13 protein-coding genes and 2 pseudogenes are annotated in these 16,895 nt (G+C 72.1%); 8 read left to right on the top strand and 7 right to left on the bottom strand.

Annotated elements, in window-relative coordinates; genetic code table 11:
* Nucleotides 1-2: 2 nt before the first annotated feature.
* From ABEB06_RS32165 to ABEB06_RS32190, 6 genes and pseudogenes are all read right to left on the bottom strand, one after another.
* Nucleotides 3-1,231: pseudogene (locus ABEB06_RS32165) on the bottom strand (family 2 encapsulin nanocompartment cargo protein terpene cyclase); the annotation flags it as partial.
* Between the two features lie 184 nt (nucleotides 1,232-1,415).
* A complete protein-coding gene (locus ABEB06_RS32170; protein ID WP_345700428.1) occupies nucleotides 1,416-2,828 on the bottom strand; it encodes a family 2B encapsulin nanocompartment shell protein in 1,413 nt (470 codons plus the stop codon).
* A gap of 208 nt (nucleotides 2,829-3,036) precedes the next feature.
* On the bottom strand, nucleotides 3,037-3,912 hold the full coding sequence (locus ABEB06_RS32175) for a beta-xylosidase family glycoside hydrolase (protein ID WP_345702059.1): 876 nt from the start codon (nucleotides 3,910-3,912) through the stop codon (nucleotides 3,037-3,039).
* Nucleotides 3,873-4,586 (bottom strand): annotated as a pseudogene (locus tag ABEB06_RS32180) (family 43 glycosylhydrolase); the annotation flags it as partial. The pseudogene ABEB06_RS32180 and the gene ABEB06_RS32175, both read right to left, overlap by 40 nt.
* Nucleotides 4,496-4,771, bottom strand: a complete 276-nt coding sequence (locus ABEB06_RS32185; RefSeq protein ID WP_345700429.1) for a family 43 glycosylhydrolase — start codon at nucleotides 4,769-4,771, stop codon at nucleotides 4,496-4,498. The pseudogene ABEB06_RS32180 and the gene ABEB06_RS32185, both read right to left, overlap by 91 nt.
* Nucleotides 4,772-4,874: 103 nt before the next feature.
* Nucleotides 4,875-5,876 carry an ROK family protein gene (locus ABEB06_RS32190; protein ID WP_425559818.1) on the bottom strand — a complete coding sequence of 334 codons (1,002 nt, stop codon included), beginning with the start codon at nucleotides 5,874-5,876 and terminating at the stop codon, nucleotides 4,875-4,877.
* A 348-nt stretch (nucleotides 5,877-6,224) separates the two neighbouring features.
* On the opposite strand from ABEB06_RS32190, the gene ABEB06_RS32195 reads away from it, so the two are divergent.
* The 8 genes from ABEB06_RS32195 (at nucleotide 6,225) to ABEB06_RS32230 (ending at nucleotide 15,598) form a co-directional block, all read left to right on the top strand.
* Nucleotides 6,225-7,529 (top strand): ABC transporter substrate-binding protein, encoded by a 1,305-nt coding sequence (locus ABEB06_RS32195; RefSeq protein WP_345700431.1) that lies wholly within the window; start codon nucleotides 6,225-6,227, stop codon nucleotides 7,527-7,529.
* A gap of 97 nt (nucleotides 7,530-7,626) precedes the next feature.
* Nucleotides 7,627-8,631 (top strand): carbohydrate ABC transporter permease, encoded by a 1,005-nt coding sequence (locus tag ABEB06_RS32200; RefSeq protein WP_345700432.1) that lies wholly within the window; start codon nucleotides 7,627-7,629, stop codon nucleotides 8,629-8,631.
* Between the two features lie 47 nt (nucleotides 8,632-8,678).
* Nucleotides 8,679-9,509, top strand: a complete 831-nt coding sequence (locus tag ABEB06_RS32205) for a carbohydrate ABC transporter permease (RefSeq protein ID WP_345702060.1) — start codon at nucleotides 8,679-8,681, stop codon at nucleotides 9,507-9,509.
* Nucleotides 9,510-9,612: 103 nt separating this feature from the next.
* Complete coding sequence (locus ABEB06_RS32210; RefSeq protein WP_345700433.1) at nucleotides 9,613-10,641, top strand: LacI family DNA-binding transcriptional regulator; 1,029 nt, start codon at nucleotides 9,613-9,615, stop codon at nucleotides 10,639-10,641.
* Between the two features lie 93 nt (nucleotides 10,642-10,734).
* Entirely contained in the window at nucleotides 10,735-11,928 is a 1,194-nt protein-coding gene (gene manA / locus ABEB06_RS32215; RefSeq protein WP_345700434.1) for a mannose-6-phosphate isomerase, class I, read from the top strand.
* Between the two features lie 65 nt (nucleotides 11,929-11,993).
* Nucleotides 11,994-13,292, top strand: coding sequence for a glycoside hydrolase 5 family protein (locus ABEB06_RS32220; RefSeq protein WP_345700435.1), 1,299 nt, complete (start codon nucleotides 11,994-11,996; stop codon nucleotides 13,290-13,292).
* Nucleotides 13,293-13,379: 87 nt separating this feature from the next.
* Nucleotides 13,380-14,411, top strand: coding sequence for a LacI family DNA-binding transcriptional regulator (locus ABEB06_RS32225; RefSeq protein ID WP_345700436.1), 1,032 nt, complete (start codon nucleotides 13,380-13,382; stop codon nucleotides 14,409-14,411).
* Nucleotides 14,412-14,572: 161 nt separating this feature from the next.
* Nucleotides 14,573-15,598 (top strand): LacI family DNA-binding transcriptional regulator, encoded by a 1,026-nt coding sequence (locus ABEB06_RS32230; RefSeq protein WP_345700437.1) that lies wholly within the window; start codon nucleotides 14,573-14,575, stop codon nucleotides 15,596-15,598.
* Between the two features lie 60 nt (nucleotides 15,599-15,658).
* Here ABEB06_RS32230 and ABEB06_RS32235 read toward each other — a convergent pair whose 3' ends face one another.
* A complete protein-coding gene (locus ABEB06_RS32235) occupies nucleotides 15,659-16,705 on the bottom strand; it encodes a LacI family DNA-binding transcriptional regulator (protein WP_345700438.1) in 1,047 nt (348 codons plus the stop codon).
* Between the last annotated feature and the right edge of the window lie 190 nt (nucleotides 16,706-16,895).

Genomic DNA, 16,895 nt, shown 5'->3' on the forward strand with positions numbered 1-16,895 from the left:
GGTTACCAGAAGTCGGGCAGGCTGTAGCGGAACGTGTTGGTCTGGTGCCAGTAGTGGTTGCCGTCCACCCAGGTCGCCACGCCGCGCAGGAAGCGCAGCACCACCGGGAGGGGAGTGGCGGCGGCCAGTTGGGCGGCCTCCGCCTCGAACGCGCGCATCAGGTCGTTGTGGACCTCGATCGCCTTCAGGTACGCCTCGCGCTCGGAGCAGCCCTCGCGCTCGGCGATCACCACCGGCAGGTTCATGTGCCGCCCGGGGGAGGCGAGTTCCTTGGTGTACGAGTAGAGGTCGTTGACGATCGTGGTCGCGTTGGAGGCGAGGCCGATCACCCGCTGCATCGCCGGCTGGGCGTGCAGGTCGATCGGCAGCTCGTAGCCGCCGACCGTGTCGGTGATGGTCGGACACGGCCGGAAGTTGTTGAACTGGCGCATCGCCAGGTACTCCCAGACCTCCGGGACGTGGTCCGTCTCCGCCCACGCCGCCTCGGCGAGGTAGCCGAGGTGCAGCCGGGCCATGTCGTGGCGGAAACGGTCCGCCTGGGACGGGGTGGCCGCCCGGTTGAAGTACTCCATCGCCGACCGGTACGCCCGGCGCGGCGGGTCGGCGGACAGCGACGCCTCCCACGGCGCCTGGTACTCGGCCGTGGTGTGCACCGGGTCCAGCGCGGTGTGCGCCATCAGCAGCCGGCCGCCGAGGCCGATCGGCGAACCGCCGTGGTCCTCGCAGTAGCAGTCGTCCACCGCGTTCTCGGCCGCCATCAGCCGGGTGGCGATCATCAGGTGGTCGATGGTGGGAGCGTCCGGGTGGCACGCCACCATGTACTTGCCGATCGAGAAGCCGTCGAACTGGTCCTCCCACTCCGGCGGGTAGAGCTCCACCTCCTCCAGCGCCCACTCCTTGATCCGGCGGCCGACCTCGGCCACCCGCAGCGCGTCCGGCTCCGGCACCGGGTGGTAGTACAGGCCCGGGATCGGGTCGCCGAGCTTCGGCTTCCCGCTCGCAGGGGCAGGGGCCGGCGCGGGGACCGCGTGCGCGAGCAGCGCGGCGGTGGGCCCGGTCGGCGCGGGGACCGTCGGCCCGGCCGGCAGCTCGGCCGCCCCGGTCGCCCCGTCGGCGGGCTGTTCGAGGTCCTGGGGCGTGGTGGGTGCGGCCGGTGTGCCGGGCGTCAGGTACAGGCCCGCGGTGCCCAGGCCGCGCGGGCCGCGGAGGATCTGTTCCAGGTTGGTGGCGCTCATCGCCGTACCGCCTCTGTCCGCAGTGGTCCGTCAACGTCGTTCGTCAGGCGCGTGCCCGCGCACCGCCGCCTTCCGGCCGCGCGCGGACACGGCGCGTCCACGACCGGCCGCCCGCCGACTGCCGTGCGGCGTACGACCGGTCGCGGATCACGTGGCGCGGGGAAACCCCCGGACGGGCCGTCAGCTGCGGCCGTGGGCGATCTCGACGTTCTCCAGGACGCCGACGGCGTCGGGGACCAGGATGGCGGCCGAGTAGTAGGCGGTGACGAGGTAGTTGATGATCGCCTTCTCGTCGATGCCCATGAAGCGCACCGACAGGCTCGGCTGGAACTCGTCCGGGATGCCGGTCTGGTGCAGGCCGATGACGCCCTGGTTGTCCTCACCGGTCCGCATCACCAGGATCGAGCTGGTGTTGTCGGCGTTGATCGGGATCTTGTTGCAGGGCAGGATCGGGATGCCGCGCCAGGCGGGGATCTTGTGCCCATGCAGGTCGACGTGGTCCGGGTACAGGCCACGGGAGTTGAACTCGCGGCCGATCGCCGCGATGGCCTTGGGGTGGGCCAGGAAGAACTCGCTGTCGCGGCGGCGCGAGAGGAGCTCGTCCAGGTCGTCCGGGGTGGGCGGGCCGGAGTGGGTCTGGATGCGCTGGTCGAACGCGGCGTTGTGGAGCAGGCCGAACTCGCGGTTGTTGATCAGCTCGTGCTCCTGGCGCTCGCGGAGCGCCTCGACGGTGAGCTTGAGCTGCTGCTCGACCTGGTTCATCGGGTGGTTGTACAGGTCCGCGACGCGGGTGTGGACGCGCAGCACGGTCTGCGCGATCGACAGCTCGTACTCGCGCGGGTTGAGCTCGTAGTCCACGAAGGCGCTGGGGAGTTCGACCTCACCGGTGTGGCCCGACGACATCGCGATCTCGGCCTCGCCGAGCTCGTTCTGCCGCTGCAGGGGCAGCGAGGAGAACTCCGCCAGGTGCGCCTGGAGCGCCGGCGACAGCGTGACGATCCGGGCGAAGTCGGCGCGGGTGAGGGTGAGCAGGGTGCCGTTGGTCTTCGCGGTGGCGGTGTAGTCCCAGGTGGCGTCCTCGTCCAACAGGGCGTTCTCGCCGAACCGGTCACCGTCCGCCAGGACGCCGACGACCGCGTCGTCACCGTACTTGCCGGTGCCGACCTGGTTGATCCGGCCGTGCGCGATCAGGTGGATCTCGGCCGCCGGGGCGCCGCGCTCGACCAGGACCTCGCCGGCGCGGAAGTCCCGCTGCACGCACCGGTCCGCGATCGCGGTCAGCACCTCGACGTCCTCGAAGCCGCGCAGCAGCGCCAGCTCGCCCAGCTCCTGCGGGATCACCCGCACCTGCGCGCCGGTCTGCACGAACTCGATCCGGCCGTCACCCACGGTGTACACCAGCCGCCGGTTGACCCGGTAGGTACCACCGGAGGTCTGCACCCACGGCAGCATCCGCAGCAGCCACCGCGAGGTGATCTCCTGCATCTGCGGCGCCGACTTGGTCGTCGTCGCCAGGTTGCGGGCAGCAGCAGTCGCAAGGCTGGTCTGCGCCGGCTGCGCCGCCTGCGCCTCCGGGCTCGTCTCCACGGACATCGGGCAGTGCACTCCTTCGGGAACGGCCGGCGTCAGGGCAGCATGGCGTGACACCGGGGTGAGAGGAGGGGGTGAAAAGGCTTTGTGAGGGTCCGGAGTTGATCCCGGCTCCGCAGAGAACGCTAAACGATCTGATGCTCCATCAGAGCGATGCGCCTCGCCATGTACTCGATCAGGTGAACCTTGGTGTTGATACGACTTGGGATCATCATTCGGGGAAGAGGTGGGAGACACTCCCCGACCCGCCGGTCAGGTCCCGGACCCACGGGCCGACGGAGGCGCCGGTGGAGCCCGTCTCGCGGATCACGCCGTGCTCCACGTGCTCCGCGTGCTCGTCCGACAGCACCGTCGCGCCGAGCACCGGGCCGAACGGGCGCCACGCCGCGTCCGCCCGGTGGCGGAACCGCAGTTCACCGCAGTCCACGTCCACACCGAGCCGCGGCGCGGCGCCTTCCGCGAGGACCGCGTCGGCCGCCTCCTCGAACCGGACCACCCCGCGGTCGCTGCTCACGAGCCGCAGCACGCGCCGGCCGGCGTCGCCCGCGGTGACGTGCAGGAAATACCAGTTGAGCGTGGTGTAGTACGCGGTGACGCCCGCCGACTGCTGGAACGACCGCGGCCGGAACTCCACCTCCGCCGTGAACGAGCAGCGCGGCGCGGTCATCCGGCGGGCCACCAGGCTCGGACCGACCAGGCTCTGCGGGGAGCGGCCGCCGCGCACCCGCAGACGGCCGGGCCGCTCGGTGAGGCTGAGCCAGTCCGCGCCGGCGGGGCGGCGCAGCGTGGACCATGCCGGGCCGAGCACCGGGCGGTCGAAGTCGTCCGAGTCCGGCTGCTGCGGGGGCGGGTCGGGGCGGCCTGTCGGCGCGGGCGTGTCGGCGGCGGCACGTCGACCGAGGGCGGCGCCGGTACGTGCGGTGCTGCGACTGGCGGCGTGGCGAGGTGGACCGCCACGGCGGGCAGGCCGGTGGGGACGCGGAGCCGGCCGTCGGCCGTCCACTCGACCGGCGCGAGCGCCGTCTCCCGGCCGAGGACGCACGGACCGCACCGGCCGAGCGGGCGGGCGACCAGGTACGCCAGCCACCAGCGGCCGTCCGCGGCCTCCGTCAGGCTGCCGTGGCCGGCCTTCTGCAACGGCAGGCCGGGACGGTCGCGGGCGGTGACCAGCGGGCCGCGCGGGTCGCGTTCGTGCGGGCCGGTGAGGGCGCGCGAGCGGGCGACGGTCACCCGGTGTTCCCAGCCGGTGCCGCCGTCCGCCGTCAGCAGGTAGTACCAGGGGCCCCGGCGGTACAGGTTCGGGCCCTCGGTCCAGCCCGCCCGCGGCGGCAGCGCCAGCGGCCTCGGCCCCCCGACCAGCCGGCGGGCCGCCCGGTCGTACCGGGTCGCCTCCAGCCCGGCCGAACCCCCGTACCCCGGACGCCAGTCGTGCACCAGGTTGAGCAGCCGGCTGTCCGCGCCGTCGTGGAACAGCGAGGTGTCGAAACCGCGCGCGTGCAGCGGCACCGGATCCGACCACGGGCCGTCGATCGCCGGCGCGGTGACCAGGAAGTTCGGGCAGTCGGTGAAACCGCCCGTGCAGCTGGAGACGTTGGAGAAGAGCAGGTGGAACAGCCCGTCCGCGTAGGACAGGTTGGGCGCCCGGACCCCGGCCGAGTCCGGGCAGCCGGTCAGGTCCAGCAGCCGCGTCGGTGAGCGCCGCCCAGCGGACGCCAGTCGACCGGGTCGGTGGAGTGGTGCAGCCGAACTCCCGGAAACCACTCGAACGTGGACGCCGCCACGTAGTGGTCGTCACCCACCTGCAGGATCGACGGATCCGGATGCGACCCGGGCAGCACCGGATTGCGGATGATGCCTTCCCGCACGCTCGCCCCTGTCTGCCGCCGCCCGCCGTCGTCCCGCCCGCCGTCGTCCCGCCTGTCGTCGTCCCGCCTGTCGGCGTCCACCGCGGAACGTACGGGGGCGACGGCCGTCCGGGCAGCGGTCGCGCCGGTTCCGGCCGACGGTCGGCGGCAGCGCCCTCGGCGGTGGGCGGTCAGCGGTGGGCGGTCAGCGGTGGGCGGGCAGCGCGGTGCGGGCGAAGGCGGCGGCGCCGACCAGGCCGGCGTTGGTGCCGAGCTCGGCCGGGAGCAGGCGCAGGCCGCGGGTGAAGGACAGCGCGGTGTAGGAGGCGAGGTGCCGGGCCAGCGGCTCGAAGAGGACGGGCCCGGCCTTGGCGACGCCGCCGCCGACGACCGCGGCGTCGAGTTCGACCAGGGTGGCGGTGGCGGCGATGCCGGCTGCCAGGGCTCGGGCGGCGAGGTCGAAAGCGGTGAGGGCGAGCGGGTCGCCGGCCCGGGCCGCGGCGGCGACGGCACCCGCCGTGGCATCGCCGCCGCGGCCCGGCCGCCAGCCGAGTTCGTCGGCCGTGCGGGCGATGGCGGTGCCGGAGGCGATCCCCTCGACGCAGCCGCGGGAGCCGCAGGGGCACGGCCGGCCGTCGAGGTCGACGCTGATGTGCCCGAGGTGTCCGGCGTTGCCCGTGGTGCCGGTGCGCAGGCGGCCGTCGAGGACGAGCCCGGCACCGACGCCGGTCGAGACCACCAGGCAGAGGGCGTTGCGGTACGGGCGGGCGGCGCCCCGCCAGTGTTCGGCGGCGGCCATCGCGACCGCGTCGCCGCCGAGGACCACGGGCAGACCGTGGACGGCGGGGTGCTCGGCGGCCTCGGAGCGCAGCGGGAAGTCACGCCAGCCGGGCAGGTTGACCGGGCTGACGGTGCCGGCGGCGATGTCGACCGGGCCGGCGCTGCCGATGCCGAGGGCCCGGACGCCCTGCCACTCGGGAAGCCGGGCGAGGTCGTCGAGGACGTGGTCGACGGCGGCCATCAGCTCGTGCCGGTCGCCGTCGGCGGGAGTGGGCACCTGGAGCTGGTGCAGCAGCGAACCGTCGGTGCCGACCAGGGCGCCCGCGATCTTGGTGCCGCCGATGTCGAGGGCCGCCAGCAGCGGCCTGTGAGCGGCCCCGCCGGGTGCTGACCACGGGGGTCCGGCGGCGAGGTCGGTACCGGCCATGTCGTAACTCATTGTGACGTCTCCGCGGGTGTAGCAGGGGAGCGCCACGGTGCCTGGGCTGGGCGCTGCCGGTCCTTCCCGCCGATTCTGACCCCCTCTGACAACGTTGTCCAGCGAGTCTCGGTCGCGGTCCGATAACGAACCTGATCCACTTACTCGTTAGGCAAAGTTTTAGTAAATAAGGGCTTTGCGAGTAACAAATCTCGTGGATATCAATGTTGACCGCTCTATGGACATGGCCGGGATGTGACGTCTACGTTAAGCGTCCAGCAGCCAGGGAGGCCGATTGCACCCCGGTGGCTGTCTCTCCCCCGTGTCACAAGACGATCAGCGCGAAGGATGAGCGAGATGCGCAGAGGATGGGTGGCCGTTGCGGCCGCGACCATGGTGGTGCTCACGGCGTGTAGCAGTGGCGGCGGCAGCGCTTCCTCCGCCCAGACGGTCAACTCGGACGCGAGCAAGGTGTCCGGCACCATCACGGTCCTGACGAACCGTACGGATCAGCTGGGCGACGGCACCCTCGACAAGTACGCCGCCGCGTTCACCAAGATCTACCCGAACGTCAAGGTGAAGTTCGAGGGGATGAAGGACTACGAGGGCGAAGTCAAGATCCGCATGAACACCGAGAACTACGGTGACGTGCTGCCGATCCCCTCGGACCTGTCGATCGCCCAGTTCCCGAACTTCTTCTCGCCGTTGGGCGACGCGGCCGAGCTGTCGAAGCAGTACCAGTGGACCGACTACTCGACGGTCGGCGGCAAGGTCTACGGCATCGCCAACTACGGCACCGTGACCGGTTTCGTCTACAACAAGAAGGTCTGGGCGGACGCCGGCGTCACCGAGTGGCCGAAGACCCCCGAGGAGTTCGTCACCGACCTGAAGGCCATCAAGGCCAAGGGCCAGGCGACCCCGTACTACACCAACTACCACGACGGCTGGCCGCTGCGGCAGTGGACCGACGCGATCGGCTCGCCGAGCTGCAACCCCGCCGCCAAGGACGCGATGGCCTCCACCGCCACCCCGTGGACCGGCGGCAACGACATATTCACCATCGACAGCCTGCTGTACTCGGCCGTCCACGAGAAGCTCACCGAGGACGACCCGACCACCACCAACTGGGACAACTCGAAGAGCCTGCTGGCCACCGGCAAGATCGGGTCGATGTACCTGGGCTCGTGGTCCATCTCGCAGATGCGCGACGCCGCCACCAAGGCCGGTGCGAGCCCGGACGACATCGGCTACATGCCGTTCCCGTCGACCAGTGGCAAGCCGTGCACCGTCCTGCAGCCGGACTACAAGTACGCGATCAACAAGCACTCCAAGAACCAGGAGGCGGCCCGCGCCTGGGTCGACTGGTTCATCAACAAGTCCGGTGCCGCCCAGAACGAGCAGGGCATCTCCTCCGTCAAGGGCACCGAACTCCCCGGCGCGCTCAAGCCCTTCACCGAGAAGGGGGTGCAGATGATCGGCCAGAACCAGGAGAAGCTGGCCACGGTCAAGAAGATCGACAAGGGTGCGGAGATCAACCTGGACGCACCGGACTACCGGCAGAAGCTGGTCGACATCGCGCGCGGCGCCGCCGCCGGCGACCAGAACAGCTACTTCGCCGAGCTGAACAAGAAGTGGTCCGCGTCGCAGAAGACGGTCGGCTGACCGACCCGACCGAGCGGCGCGACCCGTGCCCGGCCCTGACGGCGAGAGCGCCGGGCCGCGCCGCTCACCGGGTGCCAGGACCTACGAAGGAACGAAGATGACTGCACTGCAGAGGGACCGGGGCACCGGAACGCCCCCCGCGCAGACCGCCGCGACAGGCGGGGCGAGGGCGACCGACGCCGCGACCGGCGCGTCGGCCCCGACCACCCGCCGCCGCGCCTCCCGGCGCAAGGGCGTCCGCCGGCACTGGTGGTTCACCCCGTGGCTGTACCTGCTGGTACCGCTCGTGCTGCTGGTGACGTTCACCTACCTGCCGATCGGCGACATGATCGGCTACAGCTTCAGCGACTGGGACGGCATCAGCCCGGAGAAGAACAACGTCGGGCTCAAGAACTACACCGACCTGTTCACCCGGCCCGAGCTGTTCAAGGTGTTCCTGGTCAGCGGTGTCTACCTGCTCGCCGCCGTGGTGCAGATCTGTCTGGCCCTGTACTTCGCCACCGTGCTCAGCTTCAACACGAAGTTCCGGAACCTGTTCAAGGGCATCCTGTTCTTCCCCTACCTGATCAACGGCGTCGCGATCGGCTTCGTCTTCCTGTACTTCTTCCAGCCCCACGGAACGCTCGACTCGCTGCTCGAACTCGTGGGCATCCACGGCAAGTTCCTCTGGACGGGTGACCCCGACCTGGTCAACAAGTCGCTGGCCGGCGTGTCGGTCTGGCGCTACACCGGTCTCAACCTGGTGCTGTTCCTCGGCGCTGTCCAGTCCATCCCGCCGCACCTGTACGAGGCCGCCGCGCTGGACGGCGCCAATCGCTGGCAGCAGTTCCGGCACATCATCGCGCCCAGCATCAAACCGGTGATCAGCCTCAGCGCGATCCTCGCGGTCTCGGGCTCGCTGGCGGTGTTCGAGATCCCGTACATCATGACCGGCGGCGCCAACGGCTCGCAGACCTTCGTCATCCAGAGCATCAACATGGCCTTCAAGTTCGACAAGTTCGGCCTGGCCTCGGCCAGCGCCGTGGTGCTGCTGGCCATGATCCTGCTCGTCACCTGGATCCAGCGCCGTCTGGTGCCGGAGGAGAGGGTTGAACTCTCGTGACCACCGCCCCCGCCACCCCCGTGAAGCCCCCGCGCACCGGGCGGAGGATCCACGCCCGCTCGGCCGCCGCGAGCGGAGCCAAGTACCTGTCGCTGGTCCTGGCCTCCGCCGTCGTGCTGGTCCCGCTGGTCGTGATCCTCCTCACCTCGCTCAAGACCCGCTCGGAGGCGCTCAACACCGGGCCGCTCGACCTGCCGGGCAACTGGCTCAACCTCGAGAACTTCCGGATCGCCTTCACCCAGGGCAAGATGCTGCCCGCCTTCCTCAACACCTCGTTCATCCTGCTGATCTCGGTGACCGGCACGGTCGTCATCGGCTCGATGACCGCCTACGCCATCGACCGGTTCGAGTTCCGGCTGAAGAAGCTCGTGATGGCGCTGTTCCTGCTCGCCAGCCTGGTGCCCAGCGTCACCACCCAGGTCGCGACCTTCCAGATCGTCAACGACCTGGGCGCGTTCAACACCCGCTGGGCGCCGATCCTGCTGTACCTCGGCACCGACATCATCTCGATCTACATCTTCCTGCAGTTCATCCGCTCCATCCCGATCTCGCTGGACGAGGCGGCCCGGCTCGACGGCGCCAACACCTTCACCGTCTACTGGCGGATCATCCTGCCGATGCTGAAGCCCGCCATCGCCACCGTGGTGATCGTCAAGGGTGTGACCGTCTACAACGACTTCTTCATCCCCTTCCTCTACATGCCGTCCAGCGACCTCGGCACCATCTCCACCTCGCTGTTCCGCTTCCAGGGGCCGTTCGGCGTGAACTGGGAGATCATCTCGGCCGGCACGATCCTGGTCATCCTGCCGACCCTGGTGGTCTTCCTCGCCCTGCAGCGTCTGATCTACGCCGGCTTCGCCGCCGGATCGAGCAAGTGAGCGGACCGCCGGAGGAGCCGGTCCGGCGGCCGCACCGCACCTGCGCCGCGGTGCCGCCGCCGGACCGGCCGGCGGCGGCCGGCACCGCGAAGGAGGCGGGGTGATGAACGGACGCGTCACCATCCGCGACGTCGCCGCTCTCGCCGGTGTCTCCGCCGGGGCCGTGTCGCTGGCCCTCAACGACCGGCCCGGGGTGTCCGGCCCCACCAGGGAACGCATCCGGGCCGCCGCCGCCGACCTGGGCTGGGTCCCGAGCCAGGCGGCCCGGAGCCTGGCCCGACTCGCCCCGGGCAGCGAGACGGTCGGACTCGTCATCACCCGGCCGGCCCGCCAACTCGGCCTGGAGCCCTTCTACATGGAGTTCATCTCCGGCATCGAGAGCGTGCTGGAGGAACGCTCGGCGACCCTGCTGCTGCGCCTGGTGCGCGACCGCGAGCAGGAGATCTCCGTGCACCGCACCTGGTGGCGCACTCGTCGGGTCAGCGGCTCCGTCCTGGTCGACCTCACCGAGGCCGATCCGCGGATCCCCGCGCTCCGCGCGCTCGGCATGCCCGCCGTCGCCGCCGGACACCCCGGACTGGTCGGCGATGAGCTGCCTGCGGTGTGGACCGACGACTCCGCCGCCGTCGAGGACGCCGTCCGCTACCTGGCGATGCTCGGCCACCGCCGGATCGCCCGGGTCGGCGGCGACCCGGACCTCGGTCACACCGCGATCCGCACCCGGGCCCTCGCCGCCGTCGCCGAGCAGCTCGGGCTGGAACCGCCGCGCAGTGTCCCGACCGACTTCTCCGGTCAGGCCGGCGCCCGGGCCACGCGGATGCTGCTGGCCTCCGCCGAGCGCCCGACCGCGATCATCTACGACAACGACATCATGGCCGTGGCCGGGATCTCGGTGGCCGCCGAGTTCGGCCTCCAGGTACCCGGCGACCTGTCGCTGATCGCCTGGGACGACTCCCAGTTGTGCCGGCTCACCCACCCCGCGCTGTCCGCGATGAGCCACGACGTCCACGGGTACGGCGCCCAGGTCGCCCGCACCCTGTTCGACGTCGTCGAGCACCGCGGAGCGCCCACCGGGCCGGCCCCCACTCCCGTCCTGGTGCCGCGTGGCAGCAGTGCCCCGCCGACCCACTGATCCACCTTTCCAAGACTCCCGGCCCGTCCCCGACTTCTTTTGAGGGTAAGGAAGTTCGGGGCCGGGCCGGGGCCCGTCCCTCCGGAGCGCCGCATGACCGCCGACCTGCTCGCCACCACCGTCCGCCCCTACGCCTGGGGCTCGACCACCGCTCTGGCGGAACTGACGGGCCGTCGGCCCACCGGTGAACCCGAGGCCGAACTCTGGATGGGTGCCCACCCCGGCGCGCCCTCCCGGATCGACCGCGGCCACGGCGGCGAGACGCTCGACAGCGTCATCGCCCGGGATCCGCAGCGCGAGGTCGGACCGCGGGTGGCCGGGCGCTTCGGACCCCGGCTGCCCTTCCTGCTGAAGGTGCTGGCGGCCGAGCACGCGCTCTCCGTGCAGGTCCACCCGACGGCCGGGCAGGCCGCGGCGGGGTACGCCGCCGAGGACGCCGCAGGCATCCCGCTGGACGCCCCGCACCGGATCTACCGCGACCGCAGCCACAAGCCCGAACTGATCTGCGCACTGGGCGAGTTCGACGCCCTCTGCGGATTCCGCGACCCGCGGGAGACCGCCGGGCTCTGGGCGCGGCTGGCGCTGCCGGTACTGGATCCGTGGATCGAGGTGCTTCGCGAGGAGCCGGCCGAGCAGGCCCTGCGCTCAGTCCTGACCTCGGCACTCGCGGGGGAGCGTGCGCGGGGAGAACGGGCTGCCGCCGAACTGCCGCCCGTACTCGTCCGGCTGGCCTCGGGCGACGGCGCGGACGCGCCCACCTGGGCCGTCTACCGGGATGCCGCCCGCGACTACCCGGGCGACCCGGGGATCCTCGCCGCGATGCTGCTCAACCACGTCCGACTGGTCGCCGGACAGGCTCTCTACCTCGACGCCGGCGTCCCGCACGCCTACCTGCGCGGTCTCGGGGTCGAGATCATGGCCAACTCGGACAACGTGCTGCGGTGCGGGCTCACGCCCAAGCACGTCGACACCGCGGCGCTCGCCGCGGTGGTCGACTTCCGGCCCACCGTCCCGCAGTTCGCGCCGGCCGTCCCGATCGGCCCCGGTGAGCTCGAGTTCCGGACGCCCGCCGAGGAGTTCAGCCTCTCCCGGATCGAGCTAGGCCCGCCCGCGGAGATCGCCGACGACGGTCCGCAGATCCTGTTGTGCGTGCGCGGCATCGCGCGGATCGACGGTGGCCCGGCGCTCGGCCCCGGCGAATCCGCGTACCTGCCGGCCTGCGCGGCCCCGCTCCGGCTGGCCGGAGACGCCACCGTGTTCCGCGCGAAAGTCCCCGAGGCCCGCTGAACCGCGCGCCGCCCCAGACTTCACGACCCCCAGGCACCACCCCACCCCTTGTCCGGAGGACGCACGTGAACGACCGACCCCGCACCACCAGCCGCCGCACCCTGCTGGGCGCGGCCGCCCTCGGCCTCGCCTCCACCCCGCTGCTCGGCAGCACCGCGTTCGCCGCCGACCGGGACGCCGAGTCCGGGATCCCGGAAGGCCAGGCCCGCGGGAACGGCGGGAACCGCCCGTTCGTCACCGCCAGGGGCGGCGAACTGCGGATCGGCGGATCGAAGTTCCGCTTCGGCGGCACCAACTGCTACTACCTCCACCAGCAGTCCCACTACATGATCGACGCGGTTCTGGACGACGCCGCCGCGATGGGCCTGACGGTGGTCCGCGCCTGGGCCTTCGCCGACGGCGACGGCCGCTCCTACCGCGCCCTGCAGCCGAAGCCGTTCAGCTACGACGAGGCGGCCTTCGACAGCCTCGACTACACCGTCCACAAGGCCGGCCTGCTCGGCCTGCGCCTGGTCCTTCCACTGGTCAACAACTGGCCCGACTACGGCGGCATGCAGCAGTACGTCTCCTGGTTCCTCGGTCTCCCCGACGACTCCTACGGCGACGGCACCAACCACGACCGCTTCTACACCGACGCCAACTGCCGGAAGGCCTACCGGGCCTGGGCCAAGCACGTGATCCAGCGCCGCAACCGCTACACCGGCCTGCGGTACGACGCCGACCCGACCGTCATGGCCTGGGAACTCGCCAACGAGCCGCGCTGCCGCAGCGACAAGTCCGGTGCGAACCTGCTCGGTTGGGCCCGCGAGATGAGCGCGTACGTCAAGTCGCTGGCCCCCCGCCAGCTGCTCGCCGTCGGCGACGAGGGCTTCTACGGCCGGGCCGGCCACAGCGACTACCCGTACTCGGACTACGAGGGCAACGACTGGCTGAAGCTCACCGCGCTGCCGGCCGTCGACTACGGCACCGTGCACGTCTACCCGCAGAACTGGGGCGAGACCAGCGGCGGCAAGCCCGGAACCGACGCCACCGACTGGGGCACCCGCTGGATCACGGACCACCTCGCGGACGGCCGCGCCCTCGGCAAGCCGGTGGTCGTCGAGGAGTTCGGCCTGCAGATCGACGCCGGGCGCGACATCCCCGACACCGCCGCCCGCGACCGCGCCTACGCGGCGTGGACCGAGGCCGTCCGTACCGGCGGCGGCGCCGGCGACCAGTTCTGGCTGCTCACCTCCCGGGTCGACGACGGGTCCTTCTACCCCGACTACGACGGGCACAGCGTCATGTGGAACAACGACCCGGCCAACCCGACCCGCACCACCGCCCAGCTGTTCGCCGCCCACGCCAAGGCGATGTCGGCCTGATCCGACACACCGTCGTCGATCGGCCTCCGCCGCCCGGTGACCGCCGTCCCGGGCGGCGGAAGGCGTCGTCGCACTATCCTTCCTGCCATGACCAGCACCCCTTCCGGAAACCAGCGCGCCGGTGCCCGCCCGACCATGAAGGACGTGGCGGCAGCCGCCGGCGTCGGGCTGAAGACCGTCTCCCGGGTGGTCAACGGCGAGAGCGGGGTCACCCCCGAGATGGCCGCGCGGGTGCAGGCGGCGATCACGGAGCTCGGGTTCCGGCGCAACGACAGCGCGCGGCTGCTGCGGACCGGCCGGACGGCGAGTGTCGCGCTCCTGCTGGAGGACATCAGTGACCCGTTCTCCTCCGCGCTGTCACGGGCCGTCGAGCAGGTCGCGGCGGCCGAGGGATGCCTGCTCTTCACCGGCTCCAGTGGTGAGGACCCCGACCGTGAAAGGGAGTTGGCGCTCGCCTTCTGCGCCCGCCGGGTGGACGGGCTGATTGTCGTCCCGGCCGGGGACGACCACCGCTACCTGCTGCCCGAGGTCGAGTCGGGCACACCCGTGGTCTTCCTCGACCGGCCCGGCAGCGACATCGACGCGGACGCCGTGCTCAGCGACAACGCGGGCGGGGCACGCCAGGGCACCGCCCACCTGATCGCCCACGGACACCGCCGGATCGGCTTCATCGGCGACCAGCCGGGCATCCACACCGCTGCCGAGCGCGCCCGCGGCTACCGGGAGGCGATGGCCGAGGCCGGGCTGCCGGTCGACGAACGCTGGATCGACTGCGGGACCACCGACCGGGCCCGGGTCGCCGCCGCTGTCCGTCGCCTCACCACCGGCCCCGAGGCCGTCACCGCCCTGTTCACCGCCAACAACCGGGTCACCCTCGCCGCGCTGCACCACCTTCCCGCCGCGGGCCGCCCCGCGGTGGTCGGCTTCGACGACCTGGAACTCGCGGACCTGCTCACCCCCGCCCTCACCGTGGTGGCCCAGGACCCCACGGCGCTCGGCGCACTCGCCGCCCGGCGCCTGTTCGACCGCCTGGGCGGCGACGCCGCCGCCCCGGCCCGGCTGGAGATCCCCACCGTGCTGATCCCGCGCGGTTCCGGCGAGGTCCCGCCGGGGCGCTGACGCCCGTCTCGCGGCAGCCGCGGCGCCGTCCGGAGTCGCCCCGGGGCGCGGTCGGCGGATGCCGCGCGGCGGCGGGAGCGGGTGCCCGCACGGCCGCGGACACCTGACAGGATGGGGACCAGCAGGTGGCCGCGGTGGCCCGGACGGGAGTGAGGCGGAGGATGCAGCGTCGGGTGACGATCCGGGACGTGGCCGCGCGGGCCGGCGTGTCCGCCGGGGCGGTCTCGCTCGCCCTCAACGACCGGCCGGGCGTCTCCGAGGCGACCCGGCAGCGGATCGTCGACGCGGCGCGCGAACTCGGCTGGTCGCCGAACCTCGCGGCCCGTTCCCTCGCCCAGGGCGACCGGGTCCACACCATCGGCATGGCCCTCACCCGCGGTGCGGCCGCTGCCGGGCTCGACCAGGTCCAGATGGCACTGATCGGCGGCATCGAGCAGGTGCTGGCCGAGCGGCCCTGCTCGCTGCTGCTCCACACCGCCCCGGACCGGGACGCGGAGATCGCGCTCTACCGGCAGTGGTGGCAGTCGGGCCGGGTCAACGGCTCGGTGCTGGTCGGGGTCGTCGCGGACGACCCCCGGCTCGACCCGCTCCACCGGCTCGGCATGCCGGTCGTGGCGGTCAGCCAGCCGGCGCTGTCCGGCCCGTTCCCCGCGGTCTGGACCGACGACGCCACCGCCGTCGCCGAGGCCGTCCGCTACCTCGCCCTGCTCGGCCACCGCCGGATCGCCCGCGTCGCCGGCCCCGAGACCCTCGGGCGCACGCTGCTGCGCTCCGAGGCCTTCACCGCCACGGTCGCGGCCCTCCCCGACGTCACCGCGCGCATCCTCCCCACCGACCTCTCGGCCCAGGCCGGTGCCCGGGCCACCCGGACCCTGCTCACCGCCGCGGACCGCCCCACCGCCATCGTCTACGACAACGACCTGACGGCGGTCGCGGGCATCGCGGTGGCCGAGGAGCTGGGGCTCTCCGTCCCCCGGGACGTCTCGCTGGTCGCCTGGGACGACTCGGACCTCTGCCGGATCACCCGCCCGCAGCTGTCCGCCCTCAGCCACGACCCCTTCGCCGTGGGTGAGGAGGTGGCCCGCTGTCTGTTGGAACTGATCGACACGGGCCGTGCCGATTCCCGTCCCGCGGGCACGCCCGTGCTGGTGCCACGCGGCACCACGGGGCCGGCGCCGGGCCGGTAGCCGGGGGCCGTCCGGCAGTCGGGGGACCGTCCGGATCGCCCGGCTGGGACCGGCGGGCCGTCAGCCCGCGGCGGCCGGTGCCGCGGTGGATCCGCGGGGGGTGAGCTGCGGCGCCCGGTCCTGGTAGCCGTCGACCGGGCGCCCTTCGACGAGTGCGAGCAGGGTCCGGGCGGCGTTGGCACCGTAGGCGTGGATGTCGCGGGTGAGGGCGGTCAGCGGGGGCCGGACGACCTGGACGAGCGGCGAGTCGTCCCAGGCGACCAGGGAGAGGTCGCGGGGGACGGAGAGACCGAGTTCCTGGGCGACCGAGAGTCCGGCGACGGCGGTGATGTCGTTGTCGTAGAGGATCGCGGTGGGACGGGTGGGGGAGAGGAGCAGCCGGCGGGTGGCGCGGGCGCCCTCCTCCCCGGTGTAGTCGGTGTGCGCGACCGGGAGGGATTCGAGGCCGAGGTCGGCGCAGGCGGCGTCGTAGGCGCGGTCACGGATGGCGGTGTGGACCAGGCCGGTGAGGCCGGCGATCCGTGCGATCCGGCGGTGGCCGAGGGCGGCCAGGTACTCCATCGTCTCGCGGACGGCGGCGGCGTCGTCCGACCAGACGGGGGTCAGCCGGCCCGAGCCGGAGGGGTGGCCGATGACCACGGTGGGCAGGCCCATCTCCTCCATGGCCGGGATCCGGGCGTCGTTCTCGCGCAGGTCGACGAGGATCGCGCCGTCGATGTGGCGTTCGCCCCACCACCGGCGGTAGGCCTCCAGGCCGCGCTCGTGGTCGGAGACGACCTGGAGCGCGAGGGAGTAGGAGGCGTCGGAGAGGACGTTCTCGATCCCGCCGATCAGTTCCATGAAGAACGGCTCGGTGCCGAGCATCCGGGCGGGTCGGCACAGGGCGAGGCCGACGGCGGCGGACTTGGCGCCGCTGAGGGCGCGGGCGGCGCTGTTGCGGACGAATCCGAGCTCCTCCGCGACGGCGGCGATCCTGGCGCGGGTCGCGTCCGAGACACCCGGTTGACCGTTCAAGGCGTTGGAGACGGAGACCTTGGACACGCCGACGATCCTGGCGATGTCGGCGATGGTGGGCCGCTTCGCCGGCGGGCTCTGCTGCTGGGACACCTGCTCCACGGGACCTTTCGGGACGGTTCGTCGCACGGGTGGTGCGGGTCTGTTCTGCCCTCAAGCTACTACGCGCGCCCCGCGCACTGCAGCCCGGTACCCGCCGACCGGCCAGCTTGGAAACAAGCGGTTAACCACCCGTTGACAACGATGTCTAACCGCCCGTACGGTCTCCGTGCATTAATCGGTT

Origin of the sequence: Kitasatospora terrestris, assembly GCF_039542905.1 — a bacterium.
GTDB classification, from domain to species: Bacteria; Actinomycetota; Actinomycetes; order Streptomycetales; family Streptomycetaceae; genus Kitasatospora; species Kitasatospora terrestris.